The sequence below is a fragment of the Microcoleus sp. Pol14D4 genome (assembly GCF_036701245.1).
Classification (GTDB): Bacteria; Cyanobacteriota; Cyanobacteriia; order Cyanobacteriales; family Microcoleaceae; genus Microcoleus.
Map to the genome: position 1 here is coordinate 246,171 of NZ_JAUBQM010000002.1, position 14,756 is coordinate 260,926.

19 protein-coding genes are annotated in these 14,756 nt (G+C 47.6%); 9 read left to right on the forward strand and 10 right to left on the reverse strand.

Features of this window, described 5'->3' with window-relative positions; all coding sequences use genetic code 11:
* Positions 1-122: 122 nt before the first annotated feature.
* Both cruF and cruG read left to right on the forward strand, forming a co-directional pair.
* Positions 123-1,064 carry a gamma-carotene 1'-hydroxylase CruF gene (gene cruF / locus QUA33_RS02195; RefSeq protein WP_333146109.1) on the forward strand — a complete coding sequence of 314 codons (942 nt, stop codon included), beginning with the start codon at positions 123-125 and terminating at the stop codon, positions 1,062-1,064.
* A 244-nt stretch (positions 1,065-1,308) separates the two neighbouring features.
* Entirely contained in the window at positions 1,309-2,520 is a 1,212-nt protein-coding gene (gene cruG, locus QUA33_RS02200) for a 2'-O-glycosyltransferase CruG (protein ID WP_333146111.1), read from the forward strand.
* 301 nt (positions 2,521-2,821) lie between these two features.
* On the opposite strand, the gene QUA33_RS02205 is transcribed toward cruG, so the two are convergent.
* The 7 genes from QUA33_RS02205 to QUA33_RS02235 all read right to left on the reverse strand — a co-directional run bounded on the left by QUA33_RS02205 (position 2,822) and on the right by QUA33_RS02235 (position 7,534).
* Positions 2,822-5,074: a transglycosylase domain-containing protein gene (locus QUA33_RS02205; protein WP_333146113.1), complete on the reverse strand. Its 2,253-nt coding sequence runs from the start codon at positions 5,072-5,074 to the stop codon at positions 2,822-2,824.
* 337 nt (positions 5,075-5,411) lie between these two features.
* A complete protein-coding gene (locus QUA33_RS02210; protein ID WP_015176851.1) occupies positions 5,412-5,534 on the reverse strand; it encodes a photosystem II reaction center protein J in 123 nt (40 codons plus the stop codon).
* A gap of 69 nt (positions 5,535-5,603) precedes the next feature.
* Positions 5,604-5,726 carry a photosystem II reaction center protein L gene (locus QUA33_RS02215; protein WP_015176850.1) on the reverse strand — a complete coding sequence of 41 codons (123 nt, stop codon included), beginning with the start codon at positions 5,724-5,726 and terminating at the stop codon, positions 5,604-5,606.
* A gap of 9 nt (positions 5,727-5,735) precedes the next feature.
* Positions 5,736-5,873, reverse strand: a complete 138-nt coding sequence (gene psbF, locus QUA33_RS02220) for a cytochrome b559 subunit beta (protein WP_006635504.1) — start codon at positions 5,871-5,873, stop codon at positions 5,736-5,738.
* 20 nt (positions 5,874-5,893) lie between these two features.
* A complete protein-coding gene (psbE, locus tag QUA33_RS02225; protein ID WP_333146115.1) occupies positions 5,894-6,142 on the reverse strand; it encodes a cytochrome b559 subunit alpha in 249 nt (82 codons plus the stop codon).
* 56 nt (positions 6,143-6,198) lie between these two features.
* The gene (locus QUA33_RS02230; RefSeq protein WP_333070732.1) at positions 6,199-7,212 is read right to left on the reverse strand and encodes a photosynthesis system II assembly factor Ycf48; all 1,014 of its coding nucleotides are present in this window, start codon (positions 7,210-7,212) and stop codon (positions 6,199-6,201) included.
* The gene (locus QUA33_RS02235; protein ID WP_333099261.1) at positions 7,199-7,534 is read right to left on the reverse strand and encodes a rubredoxin; all 336 of its coding nucleotides are present in this window, start codon (positions 7,532-7,534) and stop codon (positions 7,199-7,201) included. Before QUA33_RS02235 ends, QUA33_RS02230 begins: the two co-directional genes overlap by 14 nt.
* A 161-nt stretch (positions 7,535-7,695) precedes the next feature.
* Here QUA33_RS02235 and ndhC point away from each other — a divergent pair, with 161 nt between their 5' ends.
* The 4 genes from ndhC to QUA33_RS02255 all read left to right on the forward strand — a co-directional run bounded on the left by ndhC (position 7,696) and on the right by QUA33_RS02255 (position 9,563).
* Positions 7,696-8,058, forward strand: coding sequence for a photosynthetic/respiratory NAD(P)H-quinone oxidoreductase subunit C (ndhC, locus tag QUA33_RS02240; RefSeq protein WP_006635500.1), 363 nt, complete (start codon positions 7,696-7,698; stop codon positions 8,056-8,058).
* Positions 8,049-8,771 carry a photosynthetic/respiratory NAD(P)H-quinone oxidoreductase subunit K gene (ndhK, locus tag QUA33_RS02245; protein ID WP_333070728.1) on the forward strand — a complete coding sequence of 241 codons (723 nt, stop codon included), beginning with the start codon at positions 8,049-8,051 and terminating at the stop codon, positions 8,769-8,771. The genes ndhC and ndhK overlap by 10 nt, the downstream gene beginning before the upstream one ends.
* Entirely contained in the window at positions 8,764-9,267 is a 504-nt protein-coding gene (locus tag QUA33_RS02250) for an NAD(P)H-quinone oxidoreductase subunit J (RefSeq protein WP_172190238.1), read from the forward strand. The genes ndhK and QUA33_RS02250 overlap by 8 nt, the downstream gene beginning before the upstream one ends.
* A gap of 125 nt (positions 9,268-9,392) precedes the next feature.
* Positions 9,393-9,563 (forward strand): hypothetical protein, encoded by a 171-nt coding sequence (locus tag QUA33_RS02255; RefSeq protein WP_333099262.1) that lies wholly within the window; start codon positions 9,393-9,395, stop codon positions 9,561-9,563.
* A 170-nt stretch (positions 9,564-9,733) separates the two neighbouring features.
* Here QUA33_RS02255 and QUA33_RS02260 read toward each other — a convergent pair whose 3' ends face one another.
* Both QUA33_RS02260 and folD read right to left on the reverse strand, forming a co-directional pair.
* Positions 9,734-10,534 (reverse strand): calcium-binding protein, encoded by an 801-nt coding sequence (locus QUA33_RS02260; RefSeq protein WP_333099263.1) that lies wholly within the window; start codon positions 10,532-10,534, stop codon positions 9,734-9,736.
* A 73-nt stretch (positions 10,535-10,607) separates the two neighbouring features.
* Entirely contained in the window at positions 10,608-11,486 is an 879-nt protein-coding gene (gene folD / locus QUA33_RS02265) for a bifunctional methylenetetrahydrofolate dehydrogenase/methenyltetrahydrofolate cyclohydrolase FolD (protein ID WP_333146117.1), read from the reverse strand.
* A gap of 144 nt (positions 11,487-11,630) precedes the next feature.
* Between folD and QUA33_RS02270 the strand changes: the two genes are divergently transcribed.
* Both QUA33_RS02270 and QUA33_RS02275 read left to right on the forward strand, forming a co-directional pair.
* Positions 11,631-12,056 carry a DNA-binding protein gene (locus QUA33_RS02270; RefSeq protein WP_333146118.1) on the forward strand — a complete coding sequence of 142 codons (426 nt, stop codon included), beginning with the start codon at positions 11,631-11,633 and terminating at the stop codon, positions 12,054-12,056.
* 309 nt (positions 12,057-12,365) lie between these two features.
* Positions 12,366-12,788: an NUDIX hydrolase gene (locus tag QUA33_RS02275; protein WP_333099267.1), complete on the forward strand. Its 423-nt coding sequence runs from the start codon at positions 12,366-12,368 to the stop codon at positions 12,786-12,788.
* Positions 12,789-12,885: 97 nt separating this feature from the next.
* Here the strand turns inward: QUA33_RS02275 and QUA33_RS02280 are convergent, their stop codons facing one another.
* Positions 12,886-13,434, reverse strand: a complete 549-nt coding sequence (locus tag QUA33_RS02280; protein WP_333099268.1) for a LeuD/DmdB family oxidoreductase small subunit — start codon at positions 13,432-13,434, stop codon at positions 12,886-12,888.
* Between the two features lie 178 nt (positions 13,435-13,612).
* Here QUA33_RS02280 and QUA33_RS02285 point away from each other — a divergent pair, with 178 nt between their 5' ends.
* Positions 13,613-14,488: a hypothetical protein gene (locus QUA33_RS02285; protein ID WP_333146120.1), complete on the forward strand. Its 876-nt coding sequence runs from the start codon at positions 13,613-13,615 to the stop codon at positions 14,486-14,488.
* Positions 14,489-14,756 lie beyond the last annotated feature (268 nt).

Consider the following 14,756-nt stretch of genomic DNA (forward strand, 5'->3'; position numbering starts at 1 on the left):
GGCAGACAACAGTCAACAGTCAACAGACAACAGACAACTGACTCAAATGCAGTTGGTTTTTTGTTAAAGTTTGTAAACTGTTAAGAGTGCTTTTTGCATCTAATATTTTTTCGAGGAGTCCCATGAAGCAACTTTTGATTGCTGAGCGCTTTTGCCTGATTGCCCACGTCTTGTCAATGGCTTTTGGATTGGCAGGGTTGCTGCTGATTTTACCCCGTCCCGAATTGGTGATGAGTTTGCCACCAGCAGGGCAAACGCTATTCCAGTGGGGGATGGCTGGGGGTGGAGTAGTTTATATCATCTTTGGTGCTGCAGCGGTTGCTCTCTATGCCTTGCGGACGTTGGGTTTGGGTGCAACTCTGGCTTTTTTACTGCCTTCTGTGTTTTTGTCCTTGAGTAGCGAGTTGTTGGGAACGAGTACGGGTTTTCCCTTCGGCCACTACCACTATTTGAGCGGTTTAGGTTACAAAATTGCAGGGCTGGTTCCGTTTACAATTCCCCTCTCGTGGTTTTATCTGGGACTGGTTTCCTATGTAATTGCTCGCGCTGGAGTAGCTGGCGGTAAAAGTGAACTCAACTGGGTGCGCCAAATAGGGGCGATCGCCCTGGGTGCTTTGCTGCTAACAGCTTGGGATTTTGTACTAGATCCGGCGATGAGTCAAACTTCTGTGCCTTTTTGGGAGTTTGAGGAACTTGGGGCTTTCTTTGGGATGCCTTACCGCAATTTGGCCGGCTGGATGGGTACGGGGGCGCTATTTATGTCTGTAGCAGCTTTCTTGTGGAGAAAAACACCGATTAAATTAGAGCGATCGGAATTGGGTTTGCCCTTAATTGTTTATTTGGTAAACTTTGCTTTCGGAGCAATTATCACTGTAACTTCGTTGGATTCTCGGTTCTGGTTCCCGACATCGCTAGCGGTGCTTCTGGGCGTAGTTCCGGCGATCGCGTTAAGCTGGATCGCTAAACCCGCAGCAGGTGACGTAACCGAAACAATGCCGTCTTTGGATACATCTGTTATCACGGCTGAAATTCCACCTCAGCCCGTGGGCGTGTTGCGTAAGTGAGTTGCTAGCAAGTAACTGCGGCTGATTTAGCAAAAATTTACACTAAATTTTGAGCTAGTTTAAAAACCCGGTTTCTACAAGAAACCGGGTTTTTCAGTGGCGATTTTTTCATTCCCAATTCCTGTAATATGTTTGAGGTCAAAAGTTAATAAATTTTTAAATTAATATTCAGTTACCAGAACTGTAAATAAGCTCCCAAGCCATATCCCGTCAGTCATTCCCAATTATTCAATTATTCAATAGTATGGTTTTCGCGATCGCCCCTCACGTGTTCTCCCAACCGCTGACAACTATCATCCCTGTCGCACTTCTGCTGCTGCAATTGCCCGCTGCAGTCATTCTGATGTCGCGCTTAATTAAAGGCCCATCGCGCATCCCGCCCCTGGAACCGGATTCGCCGACGCTGGATATGTTGGGTGCTTGTACTGCGGTAGTACCGACTTTGAACGAAGCCGATCGCATTTCGCCTTGTTTGGAAGGATTAACCAGCCAAAGTTACGAACTCCGAGAAGTAATTGTGGTTGACAGCTATTCTGTAGACGGAACCGGAGATTTAGTCAAAGCAGCCGCACAAAAAGACCCCCGGTTTCGCTTGATTAACGACGATCCGCTGCCGGCGGGTTGGGTAGGGCGTCCCTGGGCGCTGAATGCGGGTTTTTTGGCAAGTTCCGCCAAGTGCGAGTGGATTTTGGGGATAGATGCGGATACTGTGCCGCATCCGGGTTTGATTGCGAGTTTGCTCAAAACGGCGAAAGCTGGAAATTACGATCTGATTTCGCTCTCTCCGCAGTTTATCCTCAAGTATCCGGGGGAGTTGTGGCTGCAACCTGCTTTGTTAATGACTTTGGTTTATCGGTTCGGGCCGACGGGGACTGGCGGGGATGTGCCGGAACGGGTGATGGCGAACGGTCAGTGTTTCTTGTGCAGGCGCGAGGTTTTGGTGGCATTAGGGGGCTATGAGGTCGCGAGGGGTTCTTTTTGCGATGATGTGACTCTGGCTCGCTATGCGGCTGCTAAGGGCTTTAAGGTGGGCTTTTTGGACGGGGCTAAGGTGTTGAAGGTGCGGATGTATGAGGGGGCGATCGAGACTTGGAATGAATGGGGTCGATCGCTCGATTTGAAAGATGCTGCTTCTGGCGGTCAAATTTGGGGCGATTTGTGGCTGTTGCTGGCGGTTCAAGGTTTGCCGGTGCCGATTGTGTTGTGCTATTTGCTGTTTGGTTCGCTGCCGCCGGTTGGTGTATTTCCGCACTTTTGGCTGTTGGGATTGAATGTATTTTTAGTTGCGGTGCGATCGGCTTTGTGTTTGGCGATCGCACCTTCCTACGATACAACTGGGGCATCGGGTAAATGGCTGTTTTGGCTGTCACCTTTGGCCGATCCGCTGGCGTTTTTGCGAATTCTCATTTCTGCTTTAAATCAGCCTACTCAGTGGCGCGGTCGGAAGTATGAATAATGATTAAATTTGGGCTATTTTTTTTAAAATTAAAATATGTGCGATCGCTTTGGCAACGACCAACCCAAGCCCTGAAAACATCCTCGCTCAGTTAAGCTTCATCAGCCTGGGAATCAATAACGTATTGATGTCATTGCTCGCGGGGATTGTTACCGGGCGCGCCCTCTTAGAAAAACAATCGCAGCATCTGTTTTTCATGGGTTATGGGTTTAGGATTTGGAGATTGAGTTGACAAGCTGTACCGCATTTAAATTGGATAATTTCAATGCCGTATCAAAATTCATCCCATCCCCGCATCCACTCAACGCGCCACCTGCCGCATATACTCCCCCCACAACTGAGCAGCATTTGCACTACCTCCGGCAGTCGGAGAATTATCATCATTTCCCAACCAAACTCCTGTTACCAGTTGCTGACTCGGAATATAACCGACAAACCACAAATCTCTATTATCATTAGTTGTGCCTGTTTTTCCAGCTTCTCCCAACCCCAAAGCAGCACTGCTACCCGTACCTCCCCGCACCACACCTTGCAGCATATCAGTCATCGTATCCGCTACGGCTTCAGATACTAACTGCCGATTGGCAATGCCATCTTTTTGATAGTCATAAATCACCCGACAACTGTTAAAATTATTTCTATCTTTGCAATCGCTACTGTCAATAATTCGCTTAATTACGTGGGGACGATTTCCCAAACCCCGATTTGCCAAAACCCCGAAAGCACCAGTTAATTGCAACACATTAACTTCACTTTCACCTAACACTAAACCCGGGTTAGAACGCAGTTCAGAAGTAATCCCCAAACGTCTAGCCATTTGCACTACATTGTCTAAACCGACATCCTGTGCTACTCTCAAAGCAACTGCATTTTCCGACTGTGCTAAACCCCGATACATATCAGCACTGCCGCTGGTTCTCTCGCAGCCGCTGTAAGTTTGTCCGCCCCAGGAAAGGGGAGCGCAAGAATAAGTTTTATCGGCTGAGATTCCCCGTTCCAGGGCGGCTGCATAGGTGAAAATCTTAAATGTAGAACCGGGCTGTCTCAAAGCTTGAGTAGCCCGATTAAACTGACTTTTCAAATAATCTACGCCCCCAACTAAAGCTAAGACTTCTCCGGTTGCAGTATTGAGAGTTACCACTGCTCCTTGAGAAAAACCTGCACTTGCTCCCGCATTTTCAACAGCATTTCTGAGGGAACTTTCCGCCAACTTTTGCAGCCTGGGGTTCAAACCTGTTTCTACAATAAAATTGCCTTCTCTGGCTAACTGCTCCCCCAGCAAAAACTCTAACTCATCAAATACATAACTGTAGAAATAAGGAGCGATCGTACTTTGCAAAAATTCGCGAGCTTTGGGATTGATCTCAATTCGCGATCGCCTCGCGCGATCGGCTTCTTCCTGAGAAACCGTCCCCATAGCCCGCATCCGTTCGATTACTCGATCGCGGTACTGCACCGCCAACTGATAATTTTGAATCGGATTAAAACTGTTTGGCGCCGGCAAAATTCCCGCCAAAGTTGCCGCCTCTGACAAAGTTAGATCCCTCGCCGATTTCCCAAAATAAAACCGAGCCGCATCCTCAAAACCGTAAAGGTCAATTCCCAAAAACACGCGATTTAAATAAGTCAGTAGCAGCTCATCTTTGCTGTAATAATTCTCCAGTTTCAGGGCAACTACAGCTTCCCGCAACTTGCGTCCAGCCGAATCTTGAGTTCCCACATAATCTCGAAACAAACTCCTCGCTAACTGCTGCGTCACAGTGCTGCCGCCTTCCCGAATTCCTCCCCCGCGAACATTGGTCAACAGCGCGCGCAAAACTCCGATCGGATCTACCCCCAAATGCCAATTGTACCGGCTGTCTTCCGAAGCAAGTACCGCCTTGGATAAATAAGGCGAAAAATCCTGCAATTTTTTTAATTCTAAGTGAGCGTTATTCTGAGGAGGACGCAGCGGAGTTTGCCCGTCGCGGGCGTAAACAATCACGGGGCCATTGATACTTCTGGGCAGAGGCCGCACTTGAAACTTTGTCGATTCCATCCCTACCAATACCGCAATCAAAGCGGTGATGCCGCTGACGCCGTAAAAGCTGTAACGCACCAGTTGCACATACCAAGGTGGCGGATATACATACTGAATTCTGACAGCGGCGGCTAGTTCCGGTGGCCCTAAAGTTAACACGTCTCCGTGACGCAGGGACATAGTTTTAACTCGCCTTTTGCCATTGTAAATGCCGTTTGTGGAGTCTTCATCTTTGATGACAAAAGGAGTCCGCCGCCGACTATCGCGCGACACGGATAAGTGCACGTGACTGACCACGGGATTGCGAACTACAATATCTGAAGATTTGGACGATCGACCTAACAAATATCGATCGCCCAACAGCGGATAAACCTCAGCTTTAGCTGCACCGGCATCCTGTACCCACAGTTCGGGTACTTTGGCATTTGGTTTCAGGGCTAGCTGGTTAAAATTAACCTTGGCAATAGTCTGGACTGCTTGGGTAATCGCACCCAAGACGGTTTGAGGTTTGCGGGGCGGCGGCGGTGGGGTCATATTTCGCTGTGCACTACGATCGAGCGATCGGCTCTTGCACCATTCTACTCGCAACTTTTGGCTAATTTCACGATCGGGTCATACTCTCTTAGCCATCGTCGGCTAGTGGCGAGCGATTTTGGGGTTCTTGGTGAACCCGCAAGGCCAGCAGTTGATTGAGCAAATCTCCACCCAACCACCAAAAATCCCCCTCTCACCCGATAATTAAATTCTCATAAACTTGCCAAAAAAGCCACACTTTCGATAACAGTTATCCCCGCTTTACCAATACAATTCTCATAATTAAAACCCCCCTTTTTCAAGGGGGGTTAAAAGCCGAAAATAAGCTTGATTCTCCTTACATCGAAGAACCCAAACCGGCATATGCACCGTAGAAGAAAAGAGCCACAATGCTCAGAACACCGAGGCCTGCGACAGTAGCTACCAGCCACAAAGGAATTCTGCCACTTTCACTAAACATAGCCATCACCTCACTAATTCACAGCTAAACACATTCGATCGAACTATCAAAAGCAAACTCAAACACCAGTTAATTAAAGAAATAACTGGAAAACAAAATACCCAAAACAAAAATCAGCAACAAACCCAAATACAAAGAAGTCCGGTTTAACTCAACAGGCTGCTCGTTGGGATTAGGAACGCGCTCAGGCATTGTAAACTCCTATCGTTGAATAAATTGCATTGCTGCGATCGCGCCCAAAAAGAAAATTGTTGGGACACCTAAAGTATGAACGGCCAACCAGCGCACCGTAAAAATCGGATACGAAATTGGCTCATTATTTGGGGTTCTGCTCGTCATTTTTCCAAATCCTTGTTAAATTACTTGGCAATGAACTGATCTACTTGTTTCTTAGCTTCAAAGCGATCCGAGATAATCGGCACTTCTTCCCGCTGCTGTGTGAAATACTGGTTAGGGCGAGGAGTTCCGAAAGCATCGTAAGCCAAACCCGTTTGCACAAACAGCCATCCAGCAATAAACAAAGCCGGAATGGTGATGCTGTGAATTACCCAATAACGGATACTTGTAATAATGTCCCCAAACGGACGTTCTCCAGTTGTACCAGCCATTTAGAATCCTCCTTTCAACAACAAATTGACAGACAATCTCTATTACTATTCTACTATCAAGCCGCTTGCGCTGAACCTTGATATTTAAGTAGAGTACCGCTCGCACCGATCACAAATCCGCGATCGGGCCCCATAAAGACAATCCTGTAAAAATTAGCGGGAACATCTTCTACTTCGCGGTCTTTTAGCCAAGTTTTGCCACCGTCCAAACTGCACAGCAAATTGCCGCCGCCGCCGGCTACCCAAACTTCATTATCAGTCCGGTAAGCCATGTCCAGCAAACCCCAACTCGCCTTGCGATCGGGAAAAAAAGGTTTTCCCCAACCTTCAGGATTGGACGGGTCGCTAAACTGAATCTGACCGCCGCGGGCAAGCATCCACAAACGCCCATCCTTGGTAAAGCCCATATTTTGCAGGCGGCGAGAACTATTGCGGTTGTGAGGTTCCCAAGCTTCTTGTCCTGGTTTCCAGACCGAGTAGAAATTGCCCTTCGAGGAAACCGCAACATACTGCCCGTCTTCAGAACGGTTGATATTGCGAACTACCCCAAAAGAATCCTGCACGACAGCTTTCCAATTTTTGCCGCCGTCAGAAGTCCGGTAAATCGCCCCCACATCGGTGGTCATCTCGGCGGAATTCGGACCCAAAGCCGCGATCGTACTCGGAGAACCGGGCAACTGACTGCTCAAAGCAATCCGCGTCCAAGACTTGCCCTCATCGTTTGTGTGGAGCAAAACCGAAGGCTGGCCGACAATCCAGCCTTCGGAACCCGAAAAACTCACCGATGCAAAACGCGACCTCGGGTCGTCGATATCCAGTGCTATAGACTTCCAGCTAGTGCCACCGTCAAGGGTTTCGAGCAAAGTCGCCTCAGAACCCACAACCCAGCCGTGCTGAGGATTGCCCGTAAAGGCAATATCCTGCAAATTAGCTTCCGTCGGCAAGGAAATCACTTGCCAGGGGTTGTAACTCACAGAACCGATGGTGCTGCAACTCGTACAGATGAGGGCAGCGGCCAATAACATTACAATTCGTTGCCAAAATCTCACAATCGTCTTACTGCAAACCATACATACTAAGTAACAACAAGAAACCAACGACCAAGCCGCCAAAAATCAGCAAACTTTTCTGACCTTCGGTCATGCCGTTGACACCGACACCGTAGCGCTGATTTGCCTTAAATCCCGATACCCCTTCCATCTGACCGAGATTTTGAAACATCGACTTGCGCGCTGCACAAACGGGACAGACCCAAGTTTGGGGCAAATCTTCAAAAGCCGTGCCCGGGGCAATGTCATTTTTAGGATTCCCCTTTTTCGGATCGTAGACGTAGCCGCAGGCGCGGCACTCGTGCCGATCGAGGGTTTTAGTTTCAGTGGCTCGATCGCTCATAGCTCCAAAAGAGTAGGTAAGCTAATCTTAAAATATACATTAAAAATTATTGCAGAAGATGGACGATTAATCTCAACCACCCGTAATTTTAGCTACCCAAAATCTATATAATGTAACAGACAAGTTACAGAACCCTTTCACCTAGGCAGTAATTATTCACCGTGTTTGCACTCAGCGGCTACGAGTATTTCTTAGGCTTCCTGTTAATTTCCAGCCTAGTCCCTATCCTCGCCCTCACGGCGTCTAAGGTACTGCGCCCCAAAAGTCGTCCCTACGACCGACGCACTACCTACGAATCCGGCGTCGAGCCGATCGGCGGAGCCTGGATTCAGTTCAACATCCGATATTATATGTTCGCCCTGGTCTTCGTCATCTTCGACGTAGAGACCGTCTTCCTCTATCCTTGGGCGGTTGCTTTCAACCAGCTAGGACTGTTGGCTTTCATCGAAGCCTTGTTTTTTATCACGATCCTCGTTATTGCTCTTGTCTATGCATGGCGCAAAGGAGCCTTGGAATGGTCTTAAGTTCTGACAAATCACAAAAAGCCCTGATCAACCCAGTCGAGCGCCCCGAAGTCACCTCCCAACTCTCAGAGAACGTCATCCTGACAACAGTGGATGACCTCTACAATTGGGCGAGACTTTCGAGCCTGTGGCCGCTGCTTTTCGGCACGGCCTGCTGCTTCATCGAATTTGCAGCTTTGATCGGATCGCGCTTTGACTTCGACAGATTCGGTCTAGTACCGCGATCGAGCCCCCGGCAAGCCGACTTGATCATCACCGCCGGCACAATTACCATGAAGTACGCCCCCATCTTGGTGCGGCTGTACGAACAAATGCCGGAACCAAAATACGTGATCGCGATGGGCGCTTGCACCATCACCGGCGGAATGTTCAGCATGGACTCCACCACAGCAGTCAGAGGCGTTGACAAACTGATTCCTGTAGACGTGTACATCCCCGGCTGTCCCCCCCGCCCAGAAGCGATTATTGACGCAATTATCAAACTGCGGAAAAAAATCGCCAACAATTCCATGCAAGAACGGGCCAATTTGCTGCCAACCCACCGCTACTACACCAGACCCCACAAAATGAAAGTAGTAGACGATATTTTGGACGGCAAATACTTGTCAGTTCCAGGCCGGATAGCGCCGCCGAAGGAATTGACAGAAGCAATGGGAATGCCAGTACCGCCGGCCCTGCTTGCAGGACAAAAACAGGAGGTAAACCGTGGCTGAGACAGAATCTGCAATTGTTGAAGCCGGGAAGGTTTCCCAGTGGTTGACTCAGAATGGGTTTGAACACGAAGCTTTAGCGGCCGATAATTTGGGCGTGGAGATATTAAAGGTCGATCGAGAATTCTTAATTCCGATGTCAACAGCACTGTATGCCTACGGGTTTAATTATATGCAGTGCCAGTGCGCCTACGACCAAGGGCCGGGACAAGATTTAGTCAGCGTCTACCACTTGGTTAAACTGACAGACAATGCTTCCAAGCCTGAAGAAGTCCGCGTCAAAGTATTCGTACCGCGCGAAGATCCCAGAGTGCCATCAGTCTACTGGATTTGGAAAGCAGCCGACTTTCAAGAGCGGGAATCCTACGATATGTACGGCATAGTCTATGAAGGACATCCGAATCTAAAACGGATTTTGATGAACGAAGATTGGGTAGGCTGGCCACTGCGGAAAGATTACATTTCCCCTGATTTCTACGAATTGCAAGACGCTTATTAAGGGAGTTTGGCGAGGGCGGGTTTAGAGCATAAAATTGGACTTTTGCGGTCCAGTTTTATGCAAAACCCGCCCTCTGTTTTTTGGCTAATTTTGATTTTTTAACCGCAGATACACGCAAACTCCCTATGACGGCTCTGACCGTAGAAATTCTTTGTTCTGAGGCGGCAATATTTTCAGCAGCCGAGTCTCAACATCTGGAACCTCTGCTTTACGGCATCACCGACGGAAAGGCTGTGGGGACATATTTGGAGCAAAAGTTTAGACTCTATCTCAAGCAGCAGTATGAATTTATATAGCAATCCTAAATCATTGTGAATTTCTTACTCCCTCCCCGCGAGTTTGGGGAGGGTTGGGGTGGGGTAAAAAAATTACGACTTATGTAGGATTTCTATAGAGTCTATCCTATATACATGGAATCTGCTGTATGATAAGTTTGTCAGTCCAGGAGTAATTGTCCTGAATTTAGTTAGAAAGCCTGAACGGAAACAATCCTGCTTTGAACTTCATTTGGGGTTACATTCTCTACAAAACCTAAAATCGCATTAGAATTCCTGACTCTGATTAGAGTTCCTGAATAAACTCCGCTAATTCCACCTCTGAGTTGAGTGCCTGAAGCAGATCCGCTAAATGCGTCTGCCGGACCTGGAGGAAGTAATGGTTGTAAAGCTTGTGGCAGATCGAAAGTATATGTTAATGCCACATTCTGTACCGGCTCCAACACTATATCATTGACCGTTAAGTCACTCGCTAATCCAATGCGATCCAAATCAGAATCAAAACTTTCAATTATATCACTAGAATTGATCTCTGTAGTGGCAGCATCTATTCCCAGAACGCATAAATTATTCCCCAACCCACACTCTAAGAAGTCTCTGCCCAAGCCGCCAACCAGAGTATTATTTCCATCTCCGCCGGATAACAAATCATTGCCTCTCCCTCCAAATAAAATATCATCGCCAGCCTCTCCAAGAAGAAAATCAGCATCTAGACCACCATTGAGGGAGTTATTCCCCTCCTGTCCAAACAAGGCATCTCTTCCTTTTCCCCCAAATAAAGCATCGTTGCCTGCAAAACCTGTGAGAATATCTTCCCCTTCATTTCCGAGGATTAACTCGCTAGCCTCTGAGCCATTTACTGTATCGTCGCCATCGAGCGCCCAAGCTCCTAAAGGAAAATTTGTTAGATCTGCAGGAAAAAGTTGAATGAATTCCGAGGTGTTGTCGCCAATTAAGCGCAATGTTCCTGACGCATCCGGTTTTAAAGCCATAGTTAAAATCTTTGTCTGTTGGTAGATTACTAACCCTACTTGAGCCAATACTGGCTCACAAGTGGGTCATAATTCAATTAGAACCGCATTCAATATAACTAGAAACGGTATTTTCCAAAAGCATAGCAACAGTCATCGGCCCGATTCCTCCCGGTACCGGCGTGATAAATTCGGCTACTGTTTTAACAGCATCAAAGTTTACATCTCCGGCTAAACGACTCGTACCGTCTGGGTTGACGACGCGGTTGATACCGACATCAATTACTACTGATCCGGGTTTAACCATATTAGCTGTAATCATTTCTGTGCGGCCGACTGCGGTTATTAGAATATCGGCTTGATTGGTAATAGATTCTAAGTTTTGCGATCGCGAATGAGCTACAGTAACAGTGCAGTCGGCTTCTAATAGCATCAGTGCCATCGGTTTACCCACCAAAATACTCCGTCCCAAAACAACGGCATTTTTTCCTTTCAAATCAATCTGGTATTCCTGCAATAACCGCATCACTCCGGCGGGAGTACAACTCCGCAAACCTTGCTCCCCGCGCACGAGACGGCCTAAATTTACAGGGTGAAGTCCGTCAGCATCTTTGTCGGGGGCAATTTGGTACAGCAGCGAAATTGCGTCTAAGTGCTCTGGTAGCGGTAATTGAACTAAAATGCCATCAACTCGATCGTCCTCGTTGAGTGCACGAATTGCAAGTTCTAGTTCGGCTTGAGTAGCATTTGCGGGGTAATGCTTGCCGAAGGAAGCTATGCCAACTTTAGCGCAGGCTCGCTCTTTATTGCGGACATAGGCTGCGCTAGCTGGGTTTTCGCCCACCATCAGCACGGCAAGTCCGGGAGGACGCCCCTTTTGGGGTTGTAGGGCGCGGACTCGATCGCTCAGCTCGGTTTGAATCTTTGTCGCTAAAGCTTTGCCATCTAGTATTTGAGCAGTTTTGGCATCCATTGTAGACTCTGGGTTAGGGGCTGACGACTTTAGATTTTAGCTTAATCCCCGCCAAGGACTACACTAGAGAAATTTCTTACTTGCGATCGATTCTGGGGATTCTGTTAAAGTAAGTCGTATCTCACATCTCAAATCAGTTGACCAATGACTACTGCAGTTAAGCAAGTTTGGGTTCAAAGATTCTGCACCGGCTCTTTGTCGCTAATCCTCGCCAGCGGTTTTTTCAGTTGCGGCAATTTACCCCTGTCTCAACTTAATCTTGGTTTTAATGTTGCTAGCATTGGCGACGTTCAACAAAAGCGGCAAGTGGATGCTGAAGTTTATCTTCGAGGAAAGGTGGAAAATCGCGCTCCCTTTGTAGGAAATGCGGCTTATCAACTTGACGATGGTACTGGCAGTATTTGGATTTTAACCAAGCAAGATTTGCCCCAGCTTGGCGATGAAGTGTTGCTCAAGGGAGAAGTCCGCTACAAGAGTATTACTCTGAAGGAATTGGCCGGAAAAGATTTAGGTGAAGTTTATGTTGAGGAAATGGAACAATTAAAGCGCACTCCAGCGACAAATAAATAAAAATATGAAGATCCTAATTTCGTTCAATAATTAAGTACCTCAATTTCATAAAAATCAAAGGTTTGTAGTTGCGCCCAAACGCTGTGGGTAGGTTTATTTATGCTAAAAGTTGCTCGACTATAATAGCCTCGTCCGGGCTGGTTTATCAGCTTTTTTGTTTATATTACAGATTGCGGTTAACCTGCCCCTACACCAACTTCTCCTCTATCTCGTAAATAACTTCTTCCGTCTTCCTTCTCTCCTGAATATCCCTAGGTTAAATCCGTTAAATCCATTAATTCCGTACATTGCTTGTTGTAAAAATTTCTTATGACTAAAATTCACGTTGCGATCGCGATTTTGTACCGAGAGGGCAGGTTTCTCTGTCAGTTGCGGGACGATATTCCTCACATCAGGTATCCCGGACAGTGGGCTTTGTTTGGCGGACACTTGGAACCGGGGGAAACGCCGGAAGTTGCTCTAGTGCGGGAATTATCAGAGGAAATTGGCTATGCTCCTGCAAGTGTTTCTTTTTTTTGTTGTGATGTCGAAAAAGATGTCGTTCGCCACGTTTTTCATTCACAACTTAGTGCGGATGTCAAGGATTTAGTTTTGCTTGAGGGGTGGGATATGAAGTTGTTGACACCGGAGGAGATTCGGGCGGGAAAATGCTTTTCTGAGCAGTCAGGAGATGTGCGACCTTTTGGCATTGCTCACCAGCGTATTTTATTGAATTTTATTGAGTCGATTTGAAAAAAATTCCCCGTACCCTAGATGGGAGCGGTTTGAGCTGGGAGATATTTGTAAGGTGCGCCCGGTGGTACACCCTACATTGCAGGGGTTTTAAAAGTTAAGAGCGAGCAGCAATCATTCCCGTTTGGCGCGCGTAGTCAAACAGCCCTCCGGCATCTATTACAGGCCCTACTTCTCCTAAAGGTTTGAGCGAGAAAGTTCGATCGAGAGTGTGGTTGACAATTACCTCTTCTGTAAAATCGATCGTCACTTCTTGGCCAGTTACAAACAAGTCGCAGAGCCGCTCGACTGATTCGATCGGGTACAATTCGCCAGTAGCCGAGCAATTGCGAAAGAAAATGCGTGCGTAAGACAAAGCCACCACTGCTGTTACGCCCGCGGCCCCCAGAGCGATGGGAGCGTGCTCCCGCGAAGAACCGCAGCCAAAATTTTCGCCCGCTATGATAATCGGATACCGGGTTTTCTGTTCGCCGGATTCGATAAACTTACCGTAGCGATCGGGCAACCCAATCATAGCGTAACTGCCTAGTTTCTCGTACTCATCCGGCTTCGAGGGAACCAGGGTCAGGTATTCGGCCGGGATAATTTGATCTGTATCGATGTTGTCGTCTACAACAAAAATTTGACCGCTAATTACTTTACCCATAGTTTATTTCCTGTTAGCCTCGCTCGATGCTGTGGTGATAATTTTAAGTGGATCGGTATGCAAGATTTGCATCTGTTTATTTTAACCTGGCAGTGTCAGTGATAACCTGTATGAGTAAAAATTAGATCCGAGACTTTGGGTTAACAATTAACAGATTGCTAAGCGTCAAGATAGTTTTATGGCAAATCCAATAGATGACATTGCTCGACAAGCTCGCGAGGGCTCGGTTGCATCGATTATTCAAATCCTTAATGACGAACTGGCACAGATAGGAGTCAGGGCCCGAGCTGTGTTTGCAGACGGGGTGCTGCAACTGCTGTGCGAAGCTGCAACCCCCCAACTCCTCGAAGAGTCTAGTTTGGTCGATCGAGTCCGAGACATTTTGGAACGCATTTCGCCCCGCAATATTCGCCGAGTTAACATCAACAGCCGGCTTGTTCGAGAACACCAACTGCTGTGGCTGGAAGAAATTAGTCGCGATCCGGATAATCAACTGTTGTGGTGTCAAGAAATTAAACTCCGAAAGCCGAATTTGTTCAAGCGTTTAGCCACCGCCCATCACGAACGCCAAGCTTTCTCCGGCAAGCGGGCTTTGCCGAGAATGGCTATACCTCGATCGATGCAGCAGCCGCGGCAATTTCAGCGCGGTATCGTCGGCGGTATCAGCTTGACCGTGCTGTTGCTTGCAGCAGCGGCCGCCATCCACAAAGGACTTAATTCCCAAGTGCCAAACAGCACACAAGCCACCACCCAAGCAGTAGCAACTGCCCCTTCCTCGGAGGCAAAACCTGCTTTGAAAATTTCTAAGGAGACTGTTAATTCTGCTGTTGACTCTTTTGCCCAAGCAGTGCGAGTAGCCGAACAAGCAGCCACCCAGGGCAAAACCGCTCAATCTCGCCAGGATTGGTTAGTCGTAGCTGCTAAGTGGCAGCAAGCTTCCGATTTGATGGCCGCCGTGCCTTCCAAGCATCCCCGCTACACAACGGCTCAGAACCGGACGGCACTTTACCGCCAAAATAGCGATAAAGCCCAACAGGAAGCACAAAATAAGTAAGCAGGTAAGTCGGATAAATTTAACCCTACAGTTCGTCGCTCTGCTCTAGGTGTTGTGAAAAATGAGTTTTTGAGCAAAAACTCGAAAACTCTCAGCTATGCTATGAGTGATAATTTGGGGATTTTGAGTTTTTGCGATCGCCATTATTCGATCGGCGGATTTGTATCACAATAAAAATTTGTTACGATCACAAACCTAAATAGGAAACATCACACAGTAAGAAGAGGGGTGTCACTAAGCGGTCTCTAGAAAAGCTTCATACTATTAA